The sequence below is a fragment of the Streptomyces antibioticus genome, from assembly GCF_002019855.1.
GTDB lineage: Bacteria > Actinomycetota > Actinomycetes > Streptomycetales > Streptomycetaceae > Streptomyces > Streptomyces antibioticus_B.
The window spans coordinates 7376831-7391368 of the sequence record NZ_CM007717.1 but is presented as its reverse complement, the minus strand read 5'-3'; the positions used below and the strand labels follow the sequence as shown (position 1 = coordinate 7391368).

Annotated in this window: 11 protein-coding genes and 1 pseudogene; 5 read left to right on the top strand and 7 right to left on the bottom strand. The window is 72.4% G+C overall.

The annotated features are described in order from the left end of the window. Entirely contained in the window at positions 1–672 is a 672-nt protein-coding gene (locus tag AFM16_RS33530; protein ID WP_078636171.1) for a succinate dehydrogenase, read from the bottom strand. Positions 673–791: 119 nt separating this feature from the next. Between AFM16_RS33530 and AFM16_RS33525 the strand changes: the two genes are divergently transcribed. Further along, positions 792–1676, top strand: a complete 885-nt coding sequence (locus tag AFM16_RS33525) for a LysR family transcriptional regulator (protein WP_078636170.1) — start codon at positions 792–794, stop codon at positions 1674–1676. A gap of 100 nt (positions 1677–1776) precedes the next feature. On the opposite strand, the gene AFM16_RS33520 is transcribed toward AFM16_RS33525, so the two are convergent. From AFM16_RS33520 to AFM16_RS33510, 3 genes are all read right to left on the bottom strand, one after another. Next, on the bottom strand, positions 1777–3912 hold the full coding sequence (locus AFM16_RS33520) for a putative bifunctional diguanylate cyclase/phosphodiesterase (protein WP_078636169.1): 2136 nt from the start codon (positions 3910–3912) through the stop codon (positions 1777–1779). Beyond that, positions 3909–4721, bottom strand: coding sequence for an SAM-dependent methyltransferase (locus AFM16_RS33515; RefSeq protein WP_078636168.1), 813 nt, complete (start codon positions 4719–4721; stop codon positions 3909–3911). The genes AFM16_RS33520 and AFM16_RS33515 overlap by 4 nt, the downstream gene beginning before the upstream one ends. A gap of 319 nt (positions 4722–5040) precedes the next feature. Beyond that, entirely contained in the window at positions 5041–6024 is a 984-nt protein-coding gene (locus tag AFM16_RS33510; RefSeq protein WP_078636167.1) for an SCO0930 family lipoprotein, read from the bottom strand. A 745-nt stretch (positions 6025–6769) separates the two neighbouring features. Here AFM16_RS33510 and AFM16_RS40275 point away from each other — a divergent pair. The 3 genes from AFM16_RS40275 (at position 6770) to AFM16_RS33495 (ending at position 8629) form a co-directional block, all read left to right on the top strand. Then, positions 6770–6898, top strand: a complete 129-nt coding sequence (locus tag AFM16_RS40275) for a hypothetical protein (protein WP_256861377.1) — start codon at positions 6770–6772, stop codon at positions 6896–6898. 222 nt (positions 6899–7120) lie between these two features. Next, the gene (locus tag AFM16_RS33500; protein ID WP_078636166.1) at positions 7121–7888 is read left to right on the top strand and encodes a bestrophin-like domain; all 768 of its coding nucleotides are present in this window, start codon (positions 7121–7123) and stop codon (positions 7886–7888) included. A 210-nt stretch (positions 7889–8098) separates the two neighbouring features. Continuing rightward, entirely contained in the window at positions 8099–8629 is a 531-nt protein-coding gene (locus AFM16_RS33495; RefSeq protein ID WP_030798149.1) for a hypothetical protein, read from the top strand. Positions 8630–8698: 69 nt separating this feature from the next. On the opposite strand, the gene AFM16_RS33490 is transcribed toward AFM16_RS33495, so the two are convergent. Then, positions 8699–9205, bottom strand: a complete 507-nt coding sequence (locus tag AFM16_RS33490) for a hypothetical protein (protein WP_078636165.1) — start codon at positions 9203–9205, stop codon at positions 8699–8701. A gap of 334 nt (positions 9206–9539) precedes the next feature. Between AFM16_RS33490 and AFM16_RS33485 the strand changes: the two genes are divergently transcribed. Continuing rightward, positions 9540–10214 carry a class F sortase gene (locus AFM16_RS33485; protein WP_078636164.1) on the top strand — a complete coding sequence of 225 codons (675 nt, stop codon included), beginning with the start codon at positions 9540–9542 and terminating at the stop codon, positions 10212–10214. A 31-nt stretch (positions 10215–10245) separates the two neighbouring features. On the opposite strand, the gene AFM16_RS33480 is transcribed toward AFM16_RS33485, so the two are convergent. Together AFM16_RS33480 and lysX are read right to left on the bottom strand one after the other, a co-directional pair. After that, positions 10246–11085 carry a polysaccharide deacetylase family protein gene (locus AFM16_RS33480; protein ID WP_078636163.1) on the bottom strand — a complete coding sequence of 280 codons (840 nt, stop codon included), beginning with the start codon at positions 11083–11085 and terminating at the stop codon, positions 10246–10248. A 109-nt stretch (positions 11086–11194) separates the two neighbouring features. Further along, a pseudogene (lysX, locus tag AFM16_RS33475) lies at positions 11195–14460 on the bottom strand (bifunctional lysylphosphatidylglycerol synthetase/lysine--tRNA ligase LysX). Positions 14461–14538: the final 78 nt, after the last annotated feature.

The following is a 14538-nucleotide window of genomic DNA, read 5'->3' as shown; positions in this document are numbered from 1 at the left end:
TCAGCTCACCACTCCGGTCATGACGCCCACGGGTACGGCGATGAAGCCGGCCGTGAGCACCAGCGCGAGGACGTTCGCCGTGGCCTTCAGGGCGCGGTCGCGGCTGCGGCTGCCGGCGCCGAGGGTCTGGGCGGCACTCCAGAAGCCGTGCCGGACGTGCAGCCCGACGGCGAGCATCGCGACGATGTAGATGACGTTGCCGTACCAGGTGGAGAAGGTGTCCACGACGTTCTGGTAGGGGTGGCCCTCCTGGAAGCCGCCGCTGTGCACGGTGCCGGTCGTGAGGTCCAGGACGTGCCAGACGATGAAGAGCGCGAGGATGATGCCGCCCCAGCGCATGGTGCGGGTGGCGTAGCTCGCCCGCGCCTTCTTGTGCACGTACTGGGTGGGGCGGGCGCGGATGTCGCGGCGGCTGAGCTGGTAGGCGGAGACGGCGTGGGCGACGACGGCGGCCACCAGCACGATCCGGACCAGCCAGAGCGTCCACTCGTAGTGCATGAACGGTTCGCCGACCGTGCGCAGCCAGTGCGCGTAGTGGTTGAACTCGCCCGCCCCGAAGAAGATCTTCAGGTTTCCGATCATGTGGACGACCAGGTACAGCAGCATGATCAGGCCGCTGACGGCCATCACGGTCTTCTTGCCGACGGTGGAGTTCCACACCGTGCGCGCCATCGACGGCCGTCGGTCCGTCCGCGTTGCCAGAGCCATGCCGCCGACGCTAGGGCCGAACGGCCCCATCGGTCCAAGACATGGTCCGGCTCGTTTCGATAGGCCGTGCCTATCATGGCTGGATGCAGTTCCAGCAGCTCCAGTACTTCGTGGCGGTCGCCGAGACCCGGCACTTCACCCGGGCCGCCGAGCTGGTCCATGTCGCCCAGCCCTCGCTGTCCCAGCAGATCCGGGCGCTGGAGCGGGAGCTGGGGGCCGATCTCTTCCAGCGGGCGCGCGGCAACATCACGCTCACCGACGCGGGCGAGGCGCTGCTGCCGCTGGCCCGGCGGATCCTCGCGGACACCGAGACCGCGCGCTACGAGGTGCAGGAACTGGTGCAGTTGCGGGCCGGCCGGGTGCGGCTGGGGGCGACGCCGAGTCTGTGCACGGGGCTGCTGCCGGACGTGCTGCGTGCCTTCCACGACCGCTATCCGGGCATCCGGCTGCTGATCGAGGAGGGCGGCTCGCACGATCTGGTGCGGGAGCTGGCCCGCGGCGCCCTCGATCTGGCGCTGGTCGTCCTGCCGCTGCCGACACCGTCCCCGGCGCTGACCACGGTGGAGCTGCTGCGGGAGGACCTGGTCGTGGTGTCCTCGCCCGAGTCGCCCCGGCCGGGCGAGGGGCGGCGCGCGGTCCATGTCGCCGATCTGGAGGGCGAACGCCTCGTGATGTTCCGGCACGGCTACGACCTGCGGGAACTGACCGTCGCCGCGTGCCGGGCGGAGGGGTTCGAGCCGGACTTCGCGGTGGAGGGCGGTGAGATGGACGCGGTCCTGGGCTTCGTCCGGGCGGGCCTCGGCGTGGCGGTCGTCCCCCGCATGGTCGCCGCCCGCTCGGGCCTCGGCCTCCGCGTCACCCCCCTCGCCCGCCCCGGCCTCCACCGCACGATCGCCCTGGCCCACCGCAGCGACGTGGCTCCGCCGCGAGCGGCGAGGGAGTTGCAGCGGATGCTGCTGGAGCGGTGACGCCGGGGAGCGGGAAGGGGGCTTCCCGGCGGGGACACTCCCCCTCCTCAAGAAGCCCCGCCTCACCCGCCCTGAAGAAGGCCCCGTCTCACCCCGCGTCTCAGCCCGCCGCGTCCACCAGCGCCAGTTCGTGGAGGCGGTCCGGGGGGCCCGGGCGGGCGTAGTACCAGCCCTGGGCCGTGTCGCAGCCGAGGAGGCGGAGCTGTTCGGCCTGGGCGCCGGTCTCCACGCCCTCCACCGTGACCGCGAGGTCCAGGCTGTGGGCCAGGGAGACGATCCCCTCGACGATCTTGAGGTCGACGGGATCGGCGGGGAACTGCTGCATGCCCTGGGTGAAGGAGCGGTCCAGCTTGAGGACGCTCACCGGCAGCCGGCGCAGATTGGCGAGGTTGGAGTAGCCGGTGCCGAAGTCGTCCAGGGCGATGTCGACGCCCATCTCGGCGAGCCGGCGCAGCGGCTTGAGCAGATCGTCGTCGGCGCCGATCAGCGCCGACTCGGTCACCTCCAGGCACAGCACCCGCGGCTCGACGCCCGCCCGCTCCAGGATGTCGACCGTGTCCTGCACCAGACCGGGATGAGTGAGCTGGCACGGCGACAGGTTGACGTTGATCCGCACCGGATCCGTGTCCCCGGACCGCTCGCGCCACTGCCGGGCCTGGTCCACCGCCTGCTCCAGCACCCAGCGCCCCAGCGGCACGATCAGCCCGGTGTGCTCGGCGAGCGGGATGAACCGGTCGGGCCCGAGCACCCCGTGCTGCGGATGCAGCCACCGCACCAGCGCCTCCGCACCGCGCACCCCGCCGTCGCCGAGATGCACCAGCGGCTGGTACTCGATGAAGAACTCCCCGCGCTCCAGCGCGGCCGGCAGCGCGGTGGTCAGCCCGTGCCGGGTGATCGCGCGGGCGTCGGCCTCGGGGTCGGCCAGCTCGAAGCGGTTGCCGCCCGCCGACTTGGCCCGGTACATCGTGATGTCGGCGCTGCGCAGCACCTCCGCCGGACTGCGCTCGGCCGCCGGTCCCTCCACGATGCCGATGCTGCCGCGCACGGTCAGCTCCCGGCCGTCGATGCGCACCGGCGCCACCAGCGCGTTCTGGATCCGGGTGGCGAGTTCGTCCACCTCACGGTCGGTGTCGGGACCGGTGGTCAGCGCCACGAACTCGTCACCGCCGAGCCGCGCGACCATCTCGCCGGGCGCCGTCGCACAGGACTGGAGCCGGTCGGCGACCTCGACCAGCAGCCGGTCGCCGGCCGCGTGGCCGAGACTGTCGTTGATGGTCTTGAAGCCGTCCAGGTCGAGGTAGCACAGCCCGAACCGCTGGTCCCCACCGGCGCTCAGCACCTTCTCCAGCCGCTCGAAGAACAGCGTGCGGTTGGGCAGCCCGGTCAGCGCGTCATGGGTCGCCTCGTAGCGCAGCCGCAGGTTGAGCAGCCGGCGCTCGGTGGTGTCCTCCATCAGCGCGAGCTGGTACTGCGGCCGGCCGTCGGCGTCCCGCAGCAGGGAGACCGTCAGATTCGTCCACAGCACCGTGCCGTCCGGCCGGTAGAACGCCTTCTCCGTGTGGTAGTGCTCGCGTTCGCCGCGCACCAGCTCCTCGTAGAGCCGCCAGACCTGCGGGGCGTCCTCGGCGTGCGTCCAGTCACGGACGTTGCGGCCGCGCACCGTCTGCTCGGACCCGCCGAACATCCGCAGCATCGCGCCGTTGCACTCCAGGAGGTTGCCCTCCAGGTCGGAGATGCCGATCCCTATCGCCGCGCCCTCGAACACCGCGCGGAACCGGGCCTCCGTGGCGTGCAGCGCCTGCGCCACCACGCCCTGGGCCTGCAACGCGGCCCGGGCGATGGCCTCCTGCTCGGCCAGCGTCCGCTCGCGCAGCGCCTGGGCGTACCCGGCGGCCATCGCGTGCTGGAGCCGCGAGGCACGCGTGCGCAGCTCCTCCTGCGGGCCGTCCTCACCGCAGTACAGCACCAGATACGCGTCCACGCAGTCCAGCGCCCGGCTCAGCGCCTCGGGGTCCGTGCAGTGCGCCTCGACGAGGGCGGCGCCCACCTCCTTGCCGGTGTCGGCGTCGAAGGACCGCGCCAGCAGTCCGGCACGCAACCGCCGTGCCAGCGGCAGCAGTTGCCGCTCGAACTCCGGCCGGGTCAGCGAGGTCGAGGTCACCGGGAACACGGCCCGGCTCCAGATCGTCGCGAAGCGGCGCAGTCTGTCCTCCGGCCCGTCCGGCTCCGCGGTCACGCCGTACGCCCCACGCCGGCGAACCCGGAGAAGGCATAGGGATCCTCGTCCTCCGGTGCGGTGTCCGGCCGCCACTCGGGCATCGGCACCAGTCCCGGTTCCACCATGTCGTACCCCTCGAAGAACCGCGCGATCTCGTCGCGCGAGCGCATGATCAGCGGGTTGCGGATGTCCTTGTACACGTCCACCGCGCCCCCGGCCCGCTCGGTGGGCAACGGGATTCCCTCGTACGAGGCATGGGTGAGCACCAGCATGCTGCCGGGCGCCAGCGCCGCGCTCAGCTCGGCCACCGCCGTGTACGGGTCGTCCGCGTCCTCCACGAAGTGCAGTATGGCAACGAGCAGCAGGGCCACGGGCCGGTCCAGGTCGATCAGGGCACGCACCTGGGGGCTGTCGAGGATCTCCCGCGGCTTGCGCAGATCGGCGGCGACGACATCGGCGTCCGCGTTCTCCGCGAGTACGGCCTCGCTGTGCGCGACGGCCACCGGGTCGTGGTCGACGTAGACGACACGGGCGCCGGGGCGGGCCGCCTGGGCCACCTCGTGGACGTTGCCGAAGGTGGGGATGCCCGAGCCGATGTCGAGGAACTGCGTCACGCCCTCGCCCGCCGCCCAGCGCACCGCGCGCCGCATGAACGCCCGGTTCGCCTGCATGATCTTGGGCAGTCCCGGCATGAACTCCATCGCCTTGCGCGCCGCTTCCCGGTCGACCTCGAAGTTGTACGAACCGCCCAGGTAGTAGTCGTAGATCCGCGAGACACTGGGCACCGAGATGTCGATGCTCCGTGGGGCCCAGGCGGGACGCTCCATGTATCTCTCCAAGGCGTAGGCGATCCGGTGTTCGAGCTGAGGCTACTGATCGCCCGCCAAAGGGGCGAGCCGAAACGGAAATTGACCGTCCGTTCCCGGTCACTGCCTGCGGCGCGAGCCGAATTGACGCCCTCCGAAGGGCCCCGAAAAGCACCGAAGGATTCCGGAGAGTTCCGAAGTGGCCGGAAGGGCGGCGAAAGTCTACGCATACGGAGGACGCCCGCAGCACAGCGGTCCGCCCCCTCCGTGCGGCGCGGAGGGGGCGGACCGGGGGTCGGACGCCGGCGGCTGCGGGGATCAGCCCTGGGGAGGTGATCTCTTACTGCGCCGGGGCGCCGACCAGCTTTCCGTCGGGGGCGACGGCGTACCACTGGCCGCCCACGCCCTGGCCGTTGATGTCACCGGGCGACTTGTCACCGGCGAAGGTGTAGATCGGGGAGCAGTTGACGGTCATCTGCTTGATTCCGTCGCTGCGGGTGAAGCTCATCAGGCCCTTCTTCTGCACGCCCTTGGTGTCGTCGGTGGCGACCGGGGCGACGGCGGGCCACTTGTCCAGGCAGGCGCCGTTGCAGTTGGAGACCGGCTCGGGCCAGGCCTTGTCCTTGAGGAAGCGGTAGACCGTCATGCCGTTCTTGTCGACGACGATCTTGCCGAGGTTGGGGTCGTTGCGCACGGAGAGACCCGGCAGACCGGCCTCGGAACCGCCGCCGCCCGAGCCGGACGCCTTGGCCTTCTTGCCCTCGGGGGTCAGCGCGAACCACTTGTTGCCCACGCCCTGGCCGGTGGTGTCACCGGCGTTGGCGTCCTTGGCGTAGTAGTAGGCGGGCCAGCCGGCGACCGTGAGCTGCTTGGTGCCGTCGGAGCGGGTCACCTCGCCGAGCAGCGACTTGTCGATACCGTCGCCGGCCGTCACGTCGTCGGCGGCGACCGGGGGCCAGGCGGTGGCGCAGTCGCCGTCGCAGTTGGACTTCGGCGGTTCGGCGGTGTCGGAGTCGAAGCGGTAGAGCGTCTTGCCGTTGCCGTCGGTGAGGATCTTGCCCAGGTCGGTGGCGGCGCTGATGGCCAGTTCGCCCGCGCCGCCCGCGGCACCCGCGTCGGAGCCGCCCGGGCTCTCCGTGACACCGGCACCGACACCCGCGCCGACGCCGGACCCGGCACCCACGCCCGCGATCGAGCCCGGGGCGGTCGCGCCCACGTTCTCGCTCGAGCCGGACGTACCGCTTTCCTGACCGCACGCCGTCGCCAGCGTCAGCACGGCCACCACACTCGCCGCGAGTGAGGCGCTCCGCCAGGAGGTCTTCATCGTCAACAACTCCCCGATAGTCCTAAGGGTGTCGCAGCGCCCTGCTGCGCCGCCCACGGCACTGGGTACGCACGCGAGCGCCCGTTGTGTTCAAAGGCGGCGCGAAATTCTTTCCGCCAAACCCCTGGGCGCGGACTTCCCCCGATCGGGGCAATCCCCTCCCGGGCCCGGCGTGGTGGGCTGCGGAAAGCCGCATGATCTCGACGTGCATCGACCCGAACCGACCCGAACCGCCGTCGCCGCCCGGGTGTCGGCCCTGGTGACCGCCCTTCTGCTGCTCGCGGCGGTACCGGCCGGGGTGGCCGTGGCCGACGCGTGCGCCTGGGCCTCGACGGGGCCGGACGGCACCGAGGCGGTGGCCGTCGCCGGCAGCTCCACGACGGGCGGCGCGAGCGCCTGGACCGGCTCGGGCGGCCCGGGTTGGCCGAAGAAGCCGACGCCCCCGGTGTGCCCGCCGCCCCCTGAACCGACCCCGCCACCGCCTCCACCCCCTCCACCGCCGCCTCCACCCCCTCCGCCCCCGCCGAAGCCCACGCCGCCGCCCCCCGAGCCCACGCCGACACCCACACCGCCGCCGAAACCCCGGCCCACCCTCCGTCCGACGCCACCACCCCCGCCTGCCCCCCGCGCGGCACCCCGGCCGGCACCACCCCCGGCCCCCGCGCCACCGCCGAAACCCGCCCCGCCCCCGAAACCGCGCCCCACGCCCAAACCGACACCCACGCCCACGCCTTCGGCGACCCCGGTGCACTACCCGGCCTACCACTCCCCGCCCCGCCCGCGGCAGACCGGCGGCGGCCAGTCCCCCGTCACCTACGTCCTCCTCATCACCGTCCCCGCCCTGATCGCCGTCGCCGCACTGCGCCCCCGCTAGGGCCTCTCTTGCGGATCTTGCCGGGGTCGCGGGCCCTGGCACGCACTCCCCCAGAGGGGGGACCCCCAGCCGCGTTGTCGTCGGTTGTCAACGCTCCGCGTTGCCGCCCTCCTCCGCCTTGCAGCTACACGCACCAGACCCCGCTCGGGCCCGCCGAGACGACACCGTCGCTCGAAGCCGGCCAGATCCGAAAGAAAGACCCTGGCCCCCAGGAGGCCCCTCTTGCCGGAATGGCTTGTTCTTACCTTCGCGATGCTCGCCGCCTGCGCGGTGGTGATCGCCGTGACCCTCGTACGGCACCGGACGGCGGCCGAGGACGAGGATCCCTCCGAGACCCCGGACGTCATCGAGTACATGACGATGTGGATCGGTGTGGTGTACGCCATCGTCCTGGGCCTGGCCATCGCCGGGGTCTGGGAGGCGCGCGGGGTCGCGGAGGACCACGTCCAGACCGAGGCCCAGGCGCTGCACGAGATCTCGGAGCGGGTGCGGGTCTATCCGCCCGACGTCCGTGACCGCATTCGGGCGGATGTCAACGCCTACGTCGGACATGTCGTCACCGTCGAGTGGCAGGCGATGGCCGACAAGGGGGAGGTCACCGAGCGCGGGGACGAACTCCTGATGCGGCTGCGCGAGGACGTCACCGACTACGAGCCCGCGGACGATTTCCAGGCGCAGGCGTACCAGCCCCTGCTGGACCAGATGGCCACGGCCGACCAGGCGCGCAACGCCCGGGCCGGCTCGACCGGGGCGACCATGCCCGGGGTGGTGTGGTTCGGGCTGCTGGCCGGGGCGGCCATCACGATCGGCATGGTCTTCGCCCTCCAGATCCGGCGCACCACCAGAGAACTCGTGCTGGCCGGGCTGTTCTCGGCGCTGATCGCGTTCCTGCTGTTCCTCATCTGGGACTTCGACGCGCCCTACAGCCGGGGGGTCACCGCCTCCGCGGAACCCTTCCTGCACCACTTCCCCGGGGTGTCGCAGAAGTGAGGGGACGGTCCGGGGAACGGCGGCGCCACGCCGTCACCGTCCCCCGGACGCAGCAGCGTTCGTCCCCTGGGCGGCCCACACGCGTGCCCCATTCGCGCGACACCGATCGCGCCGACGCACACCTGTTCCTAGCGTTTCGGTCATCGAGGTGCATTTCCGGCGCGAACGGAACAGGTCCGTCGCCGCTCCTCGGGTACCGGAGGTTCCACCATGTCCGCGATACGCGTCGCTTCGGCCGCACTGCTGGGCGTGACCGCCCTGACCCTCTCCGCCCCGGCCGCCGTCGCGATCGGCGACGACGACCACTACGTCATGTCCACGGGCTACAGCGTGGTGCCGTCCCTGGTGGAGCCGGGCGGGCAGGTCAGCCTCCGGGTGGACCGCGAGGTCACCGGGTGCAGAAGTCATGTGACGGTGTCGTCGGGGGTGTTCGACGCGGTCACCATTCCGCGCGGATCGTCCTCGGCGGCGGCCGAGGTGGACTGGGACGCCAAGCCGGGGGCGTCGTACCGGGTGACGTTCAGTTGCGGCGGGCTGAGCGCCGTCAAGGATCTGACGATCGCCTCGGGGCGGCCGAGTCCGCTGCCGTATCCGTCGTACCACGGGGTGCACGCCGGTGAGGGCGGGAGTTTCGGCGGGTTCGATCTGAAGGAGATCGGTCTGGGGGCCGCGCTGATCGCGGGCGCCCTCGGTGCCGCGTACCACTTCTCGCGCCGCCGCACCGGCGAGGACGCCGGCTGACGGCCGGTGGGACGCAAGGGCTTCGCCCCGGAGACACGGAGGTCTCCGGGGCGAAGGAGGGCACACCGCTCAGGCGCGGCGCTCGGAGCGGCGGCGCATCCAGAACAGCGCGCCGCCGGCCGCGGCCGCGGCGACCAGGCCGCCGCCGATGGCCATGTCGGTCGGGGTGGCGCCGGTGGAGCTGCTGCCGCCGAGGCCGCCGCGGACACCGCCGATGACGGTGAAGGCGGCCGGAGCGGTCAGCGTCTGGCCCGAGCAGTAGACGGTGATGTCGTAGGGACCCGGGCGGGCGTTGTCGTTGATGGTGGCGGTGCCCCTGGCGGACTGGCCGACACCGTTGACGGGGGTCAGGTTCGACTGCGGGAAGGCGCTCGAGGTCATGTGACCGCCGGCCGGGCAGCCGTCGACGCTGACCGTGATCTGGCCGCCGCGGGCGATGACGCTGGGCTGGACGACGACGTTCCTCGGGTTGGCGGTCATGCCGTCCCGGGCGACGGCCGCCGGGGCGGCCAGGCCGAGAGCGACGGCCGCGGCGGCCGAGACCGCCGAGGCCGCCACGATTCGTGGCTTGCGCATGTGTTCCTCCGCGGAAGGCGCCCCGGGGCCCGTCCCCGGTGTGTCGGCGAGAAAGCGCCTCCCGGAACGACCCTCAGATGCCGTCTGCGCGCCCGCATTTCGAGAATGGTCCGTCCTGGTGAGCGGACACGCCGGGGGAAAAGCGTGCGCGGCGATATCGCCGCAGGTCACGGACCGTCAGAAAATAACTTTGGGCGGCAACTCGGATGGCGCACCGGACGGCTGGGGCGCCACCCGTTCGCCGTCGCCCCCGTCGCCGGTTTCCGTGCGGGGAATTAGCGTTCTCGTATGCGCGAAAGGACGTGGCGACGGCCATGTCGAAAGGGGCTGGCGAATGTCTGCGTATGAGCTGTCCGAGGCGGCGGAAGAGGAGGAGCGGCAGCAGCGGAAGCGGGCCCCTTGGGGGGTGATAGCGCTGGTGCTGCTGACCGGTCTCGCGCTCATCCGCAACGGCTCGGGGGAATTCGACATCGGGCCGCCGCAGCCCGCCGCCGCGGCGGCCGCGGACAGCCGGACCGGTGTGGGTGTGTTCGGCAAGGCGCCGGCCGCGCTGCCGTACGGGATGCCCGACCGGGTGCGGATCCCGGCGATCCAGGTCGACGCGCCGGTGATGCCGGTGGGGCTGGACGCGGACGGCTGGGTGGCCGCGCCGCCGCCGGAGGACCCGAATCTGGCCGGCTGGTTCACCGGGGGCGTGACACCCGGCGAGAAGGGCACGGCGGTCGTGGTCGGCCATGTCGACAACACACAGGGCCCCGCCGTGTTCTACGGACTCGGGGCCCTGAAGAAGGGCAATCGCGTCGAGGTGGTGCGGCAGGACGGAAAGACGGCCGTCTTCGAGATCTACGGCATCGAGGTCTTCGCGAAGAACGACTTTCCCGGTGACCGCGTCTACGCCTCCAAGGGCACCCCGGAACTCCGGGTGATCACCTGCGGCGGCGGTTTCTCCAAGGCGAACGGCTACGACGGCAACGTGGTCGCCTTCGCCCGCCTGGCCGAGGTCCGCTGACGGACCCCGGCCGGGCGGGGGGCCGCGGTGGCTAGGTGTACTGCCGGCGCGGCACGGTGATGTGGTAGCCGGAGTCGAGGAGCCGGGGCAGATAGCGGCGCAGGGCGGCGACGCTCTGGGAGCGGTCGCCGCCGGCGTCGTGGGAGAGCACCACGACGCCGGGTCCGGCGCCGTCCTGGACGCGGGAGACGATGGTGCCGGTGCCGGGGGCGGTCCAGTCGAGGGTGTCGACGGTCCAGGCCAGGGGTTCCATGCCGAGTTCGGCGCCGAGCTGGAAGGTGGTGCGGTTCCAGGCGCCGTAGGGGGCGCGGAACCAGCGCGGGGGCTCGCCGTAGCCGTCCTCGATGACCTCGCTGGTGCGGGTCATCTCGGAGCGGATCTGACGGCGGGTGAGCGAGGTCAGCAGGGGGTGCGACCAGGTGTGGTTGCCGACGACGTGCCCTTCGTCGGCCATCCGCGCCAGCAGGTCCTTGTGGTCGGTGGCCATCTCCCCGCACACGAAGAACATGGCGCGTACGTCGTACTCGGCGAGGGTGTCGAGGACTCCGGGGGTGTAGCGGGGGTCCGGGCCGTCGTCGAAGGTGAGGACCATGGTGCGGCCGCGGCCGGTCATCTTCAGCATGGGTTCGCTGCGGACCGGGGTGCGGCCGGGCGCGGTGCGCGGTGGACCGTATCCGGTCAGCGGCTGGAGGCGGTAGGCGGAGGGCTTCAGCGGGACGCCGCGGGCGGGGGCGCCGGCGGCCGGGGCGGCGGCTCGGACCGGCTTGTCGCCCGAGCCCCACGCGAGCAGTCCGGCCGTGCCGGCCGCTCCGACGGCGGTGGCGCCGGCGAGCAACACGCGGCGCCGCGTGAACAACTGATCCTTCTTCATGAAGACATCAGTCGCCCGTCGCGGCCCCGACGCACCACAGCGACACCGGTCCGGCGGCACGATTCCACCCGGGCGGGCGCAGGCCGGTGGCGGCGGGCGCGGATCCGTGTCAGCGGCGGCGGACCAGCGGGAACGGCAGGGTCTCGCGGATGGTCAGGCCGGTGAGGAACATGATGAGGCGGTCCACGCCGATGCCGAGGCCGCCGGTGGGGGGCATGGCGTATTCGAGGGCGTCGAGGAAGTCCTCGTCGAGTTCCATGGCCTCGGGGTCGCCGCCGGCGGCGAGCAGGGACTGTGCGGTGAGCCGGCGGCGCTGTTCCAGCGGGTCCGTCAGTTCGGAGTAGGCGGTGCCCAGTTCGGTGCCGAAGGCCACCAGGTCCCAGCGTTCGGCGAGCCGCGGGTCGGTGCGGTGCTGCCGGGTCAGCGGGGAGACGTCGGTGGGGAAGTCCTTGTAGAAGGTGGGGAGGCGGGTGCGTTCCTCCACGAGCCGTTCGTACATCTCCAGGACGACGTCGCCACGCCCGTCGTCCGGGGTGTACGGGACGCCGGCCCGGTCGCAGTGGCGCTGGAGGACGGTGAGGTGGGTGTCGGCGTCGACGCTCTCGCCGAGGGCGTCGGAGATCGCGCCGTAGACCGTGCGCACCGGCCACTCCCCCGAGATGTCGTACTCCTCGCCGTCCTTGTGGGCGAGCGGGGCGCCGTAGGCGGCGGTGGCGGCGCCCTGGACGAGTTCGCGGGCGAGGGTGAGCATGACGTCGTAGTCGGCGTACGCCTGGTACGCCTCCAGCATCGTGAACTCGGGGTTGTGCTTGTAGGAGACGCCCTCGTTGCGGAAGGTGCGGCCCAGTTCGAAGACCTTCTCCAGGCCGCCGACGCAGAGCCGCTTGAGGTACAGCTCGGGGGCGATCCGCAGATAGAGGTCGAGGTCGTAGGCGTTGATGTGGGTGGTGAAGGGGCGGGCGTTGGCGCCGCCGTGGATCTGCTGGAGCATCGGTGTCTCGACCTCCAGGTAGCCGCGCGTGAGCAGGCCCTGGCGCAGGGCCTGGACGGCGGTGGAGCGGGCGCGGATCACCTCGCGGGCGGCGGGGCTGGAGGCGAGGTCGAGATAGCGCATCCGGACCTTCGTCTCGGGGTCGGTCAGGCCGCGCCGTTTGTCGGGCAGGGGGCGCAGGCATTTGGCGGTGAGCTGCCAGGAGGTGACGAAGAGGGTCGGTTCGCCGCGGTCGCTGGTGCCCTCGGTGCCGGTGACGAGGATGTGGTCGCCGAGGTCGGTGTCGGCGCGGAAGGTGCCGAGCGCCTCGCGGGTGAGGGCGAGCTGGTGGTCGGCGGACCAGTCGCGCAGGGTCACGAAGACGATGCCGCCGAAGTCCCGGACCCGCATGATCCGTCCTGCCACGGTGGCCGTGTCGCCGGTGCGGACGTCGGCGAGGGCGTGGGTGCGCGCCGGGACGCCGACCGGATAGGGGTCGGTGCCCCGCGCGCGCAGCCGTTCGAGGGTGTGGCGGCGGACGCGGACCTGTTCGGGCAGGCCCGCGTCCGCCCCGCCGGTCCCGGTCTCGTCCCCTCCGTCGAGGCCGAGTTCCGCGGACGGCGGCAGTCCCTCGGTTCCGGCGGGCGGGGGCCCGGCCTTCGGGCTCCGCCGGCCCCACAGGGTGCGCAGGGAGGGCACGGAGACGAAGCCCTCGGCGATGCCGGAGGCCAGGCCCACCCGGGCCAGGGAGCCGGCGTCGCCGTAGCAGAGGAAGCGGGGGTACCACTCGGGGCGGTACTTGGCGTTGGAGCGGTACAGGGCTTCGAGCTGCCACCAGCGGGAGAGGAAGAGGAGCAGTCTGCGCCACAGCCGCAGCACGGGTCCGGCGCCGATGCGGGCGCCCTCCTCGAAGACCGAGCGGAAGACGGCGAAGTTCAGGGAGATCCGGCGGACGCCGAGCTTGGGCGCGGCGGCGCACAGGTCGGCGACCATGAACTCCATGACGCCGTTGGGTGCCTCGCGGTCGCGGCGCATCAGGTCCAGCGAGATGCCCTCGGTGCCCCAGGGCACGAAGGAGAGCAGGGCGAGGAGGCGGCCGTCGCCGTCGAGGGCCTCGACGAGGAGGCAGTCGCCGTCGGCGGGGTCGCCGAGCCGGTCCAGGGCCATGGAGAAGCCGCGTTCGGTCTCGGTGTCGCGCCAGGCGTCGGCGCGGTCGACGATCTCCTCCATCTCCTGGTCGGTGAGGGTGGAGTGGCGGCGGACCCGGCAGCTCGCGCCGGTGCGGCGGACGCGGTTGACGGCCTGGCGGGTGACGCGCATGTCGCGGCCGGAGAGGTCGAAGGAGGCCACGTGCAGGATCGCCTCGTCGCCGAGTTGCAGGGCGCCGAGGCCGGAGCGGGCGTAGGCGCGGGCGCCGTCCTCGGAGGCGCCCATGACGGCGGGCTGCCAGGCGTGCCGGCGGGCGGCGTCCAGCCATACGGCGATGGCGTGCGGCCATGCCTCGCGGTCGCCGACGGGGTCGCCGCCGGCCAGGCAGACGCCGGCCTCGACGCGGTAGGTGACGGCGGCCTTGCCGCTGGGCGAGAAGAGGCGGCCTTGTCGCGCCGGGTGGCGAAGTAGCCGAGGGAGTCCTGACCGCCGTAGGTCCTCAGCAGGGCGCGGATGCGGGACTCCTCGTCGCCGTGCAGGGCGGCTTCCATGCGCTGGGAACGGAACAGGGTGGCGGCGGCGTTGAGCAGGGCGAGGGCGCCGAAGAGGCCGAGCAGGAAGTAGAGGGCGTGCGGGGGCCGGCCGTCGAAGGAGCCGGGTGAGACCAGTCCGCCGAGGACCCGGTTGGCGGCCCAGCCGAGCCGCTGTCCCGCGGGCAGGGTGCCGGGGAACAGGGCGACCAGTCCCCAGCCGACGAGGATCGCGAGGGCGAGCCCGGCGGCCAGCACGAGCAGCGCGCGGCGGACCGCGCCCTTGCGGGAGACGGCGTAGAACTCCCCGCGGGCGACGACCAGCAGGGCCAGGGCGAGGGCGCAGACCACGAGCGAGGGGAGCGACGCGGCGTACAGGCCGACGGCCACCCCCGCGAGGTCGGTGAGGACGACCAGGCCGAGGTAGACCACCACCAGCCACCAGGCGATCTTCTTGCGGGCGGCGGTGGCGGCGGCCAGCAGGAAGAGGAAGACGGCGTAGGCGAGGTTGGCGCTGACCGGCACGATCACCAGGTCGAGAAAGCGGACGACCGGGCGCAGCAGCCGGCGCAGCGGCGGGAAGAGGGCGAGCAGGACGCACAGCAGGCCGAGGGCGCCGAAGAACACCGCGAAGCCTTGCGGCACACGGCTCAGCAGCCGCCCCGCGGACCGGGCACCCGGACCCGTACCGCCCTTGGCCGAGGTACTCGCCACGGTGGCACTCATGTTCCGACTGTAGGAACAGCGGGGCCGTGGCGCCCGTCGAAAGGGTGGGGGGCGGTGGGCGCCACCGGGGGTTTCGGT

What these genes read in the sequence shown, in the direction of transcription:
- AFM16_RS33530 (WP_078636171.1), bottom strand. Translation starts at nt 672, where the DNA reads ATGGCGCGCACGGTGTGGAACTCCACCGTCGGCAAGAAGACCGTGATG.
- AFM16_RS33525 (WP_078636170.1), top strand. Translation starts at nt 792, where the DNA reads ATGCAGTTCCAGCAGCTCCAGTACTTCGTGGCGGTCGCCGAGACCCGG.
- AFM16_RS33515 (WP_078636168.1), bottom strand. Translation starts at nt 4,721, where the DNA reads ATGGAGCGTCCCGCCTGGGCCCCACGGAGCATCGACATCTCGGTGCCC.
- AFM16_RS33510 (WP_078636167.1), bottom strand. Translation starts at nt 6,024, where the DNA reads ATGAAGACCTCCTGGCGGAGCGCCTCACTCGCGGCGAGTGTGGTGGCC.
- AFM16_RS33495 (WP_030798149.1), top strand. Translation starts at nt 8,099, where the DNA reads ATGTCCGCGATACGCGTCGCTTCGGCCGCACTGCTGGGCGTGACCGCC.
- AFM16_RS33490 (WP_078636165.1), bottom strand. Translation starts at nt 9,205, where the DNA reads ATGCGCAAGCCACGAATCGTGGCGGCCTCGGCGGTCTCGGCCGCCGCG.
- AFM16_RS33485 (WP_078636164.1), top strand. Translation starts at nt 9,540, where the DNA reads ATGTCTGCGTATGAGCTGTCCGAGGCGGCGGAAGAGGAGGAGCGGCAG.
- AFM16_RS33480 (WP_078636163.1), bottom strand. Translation starts at nt 11,085, where the DNA reads ATGAAGAAGGATCAGTTGTTCACGCGGCGCCGCGTGTTGCTCGCCGGC.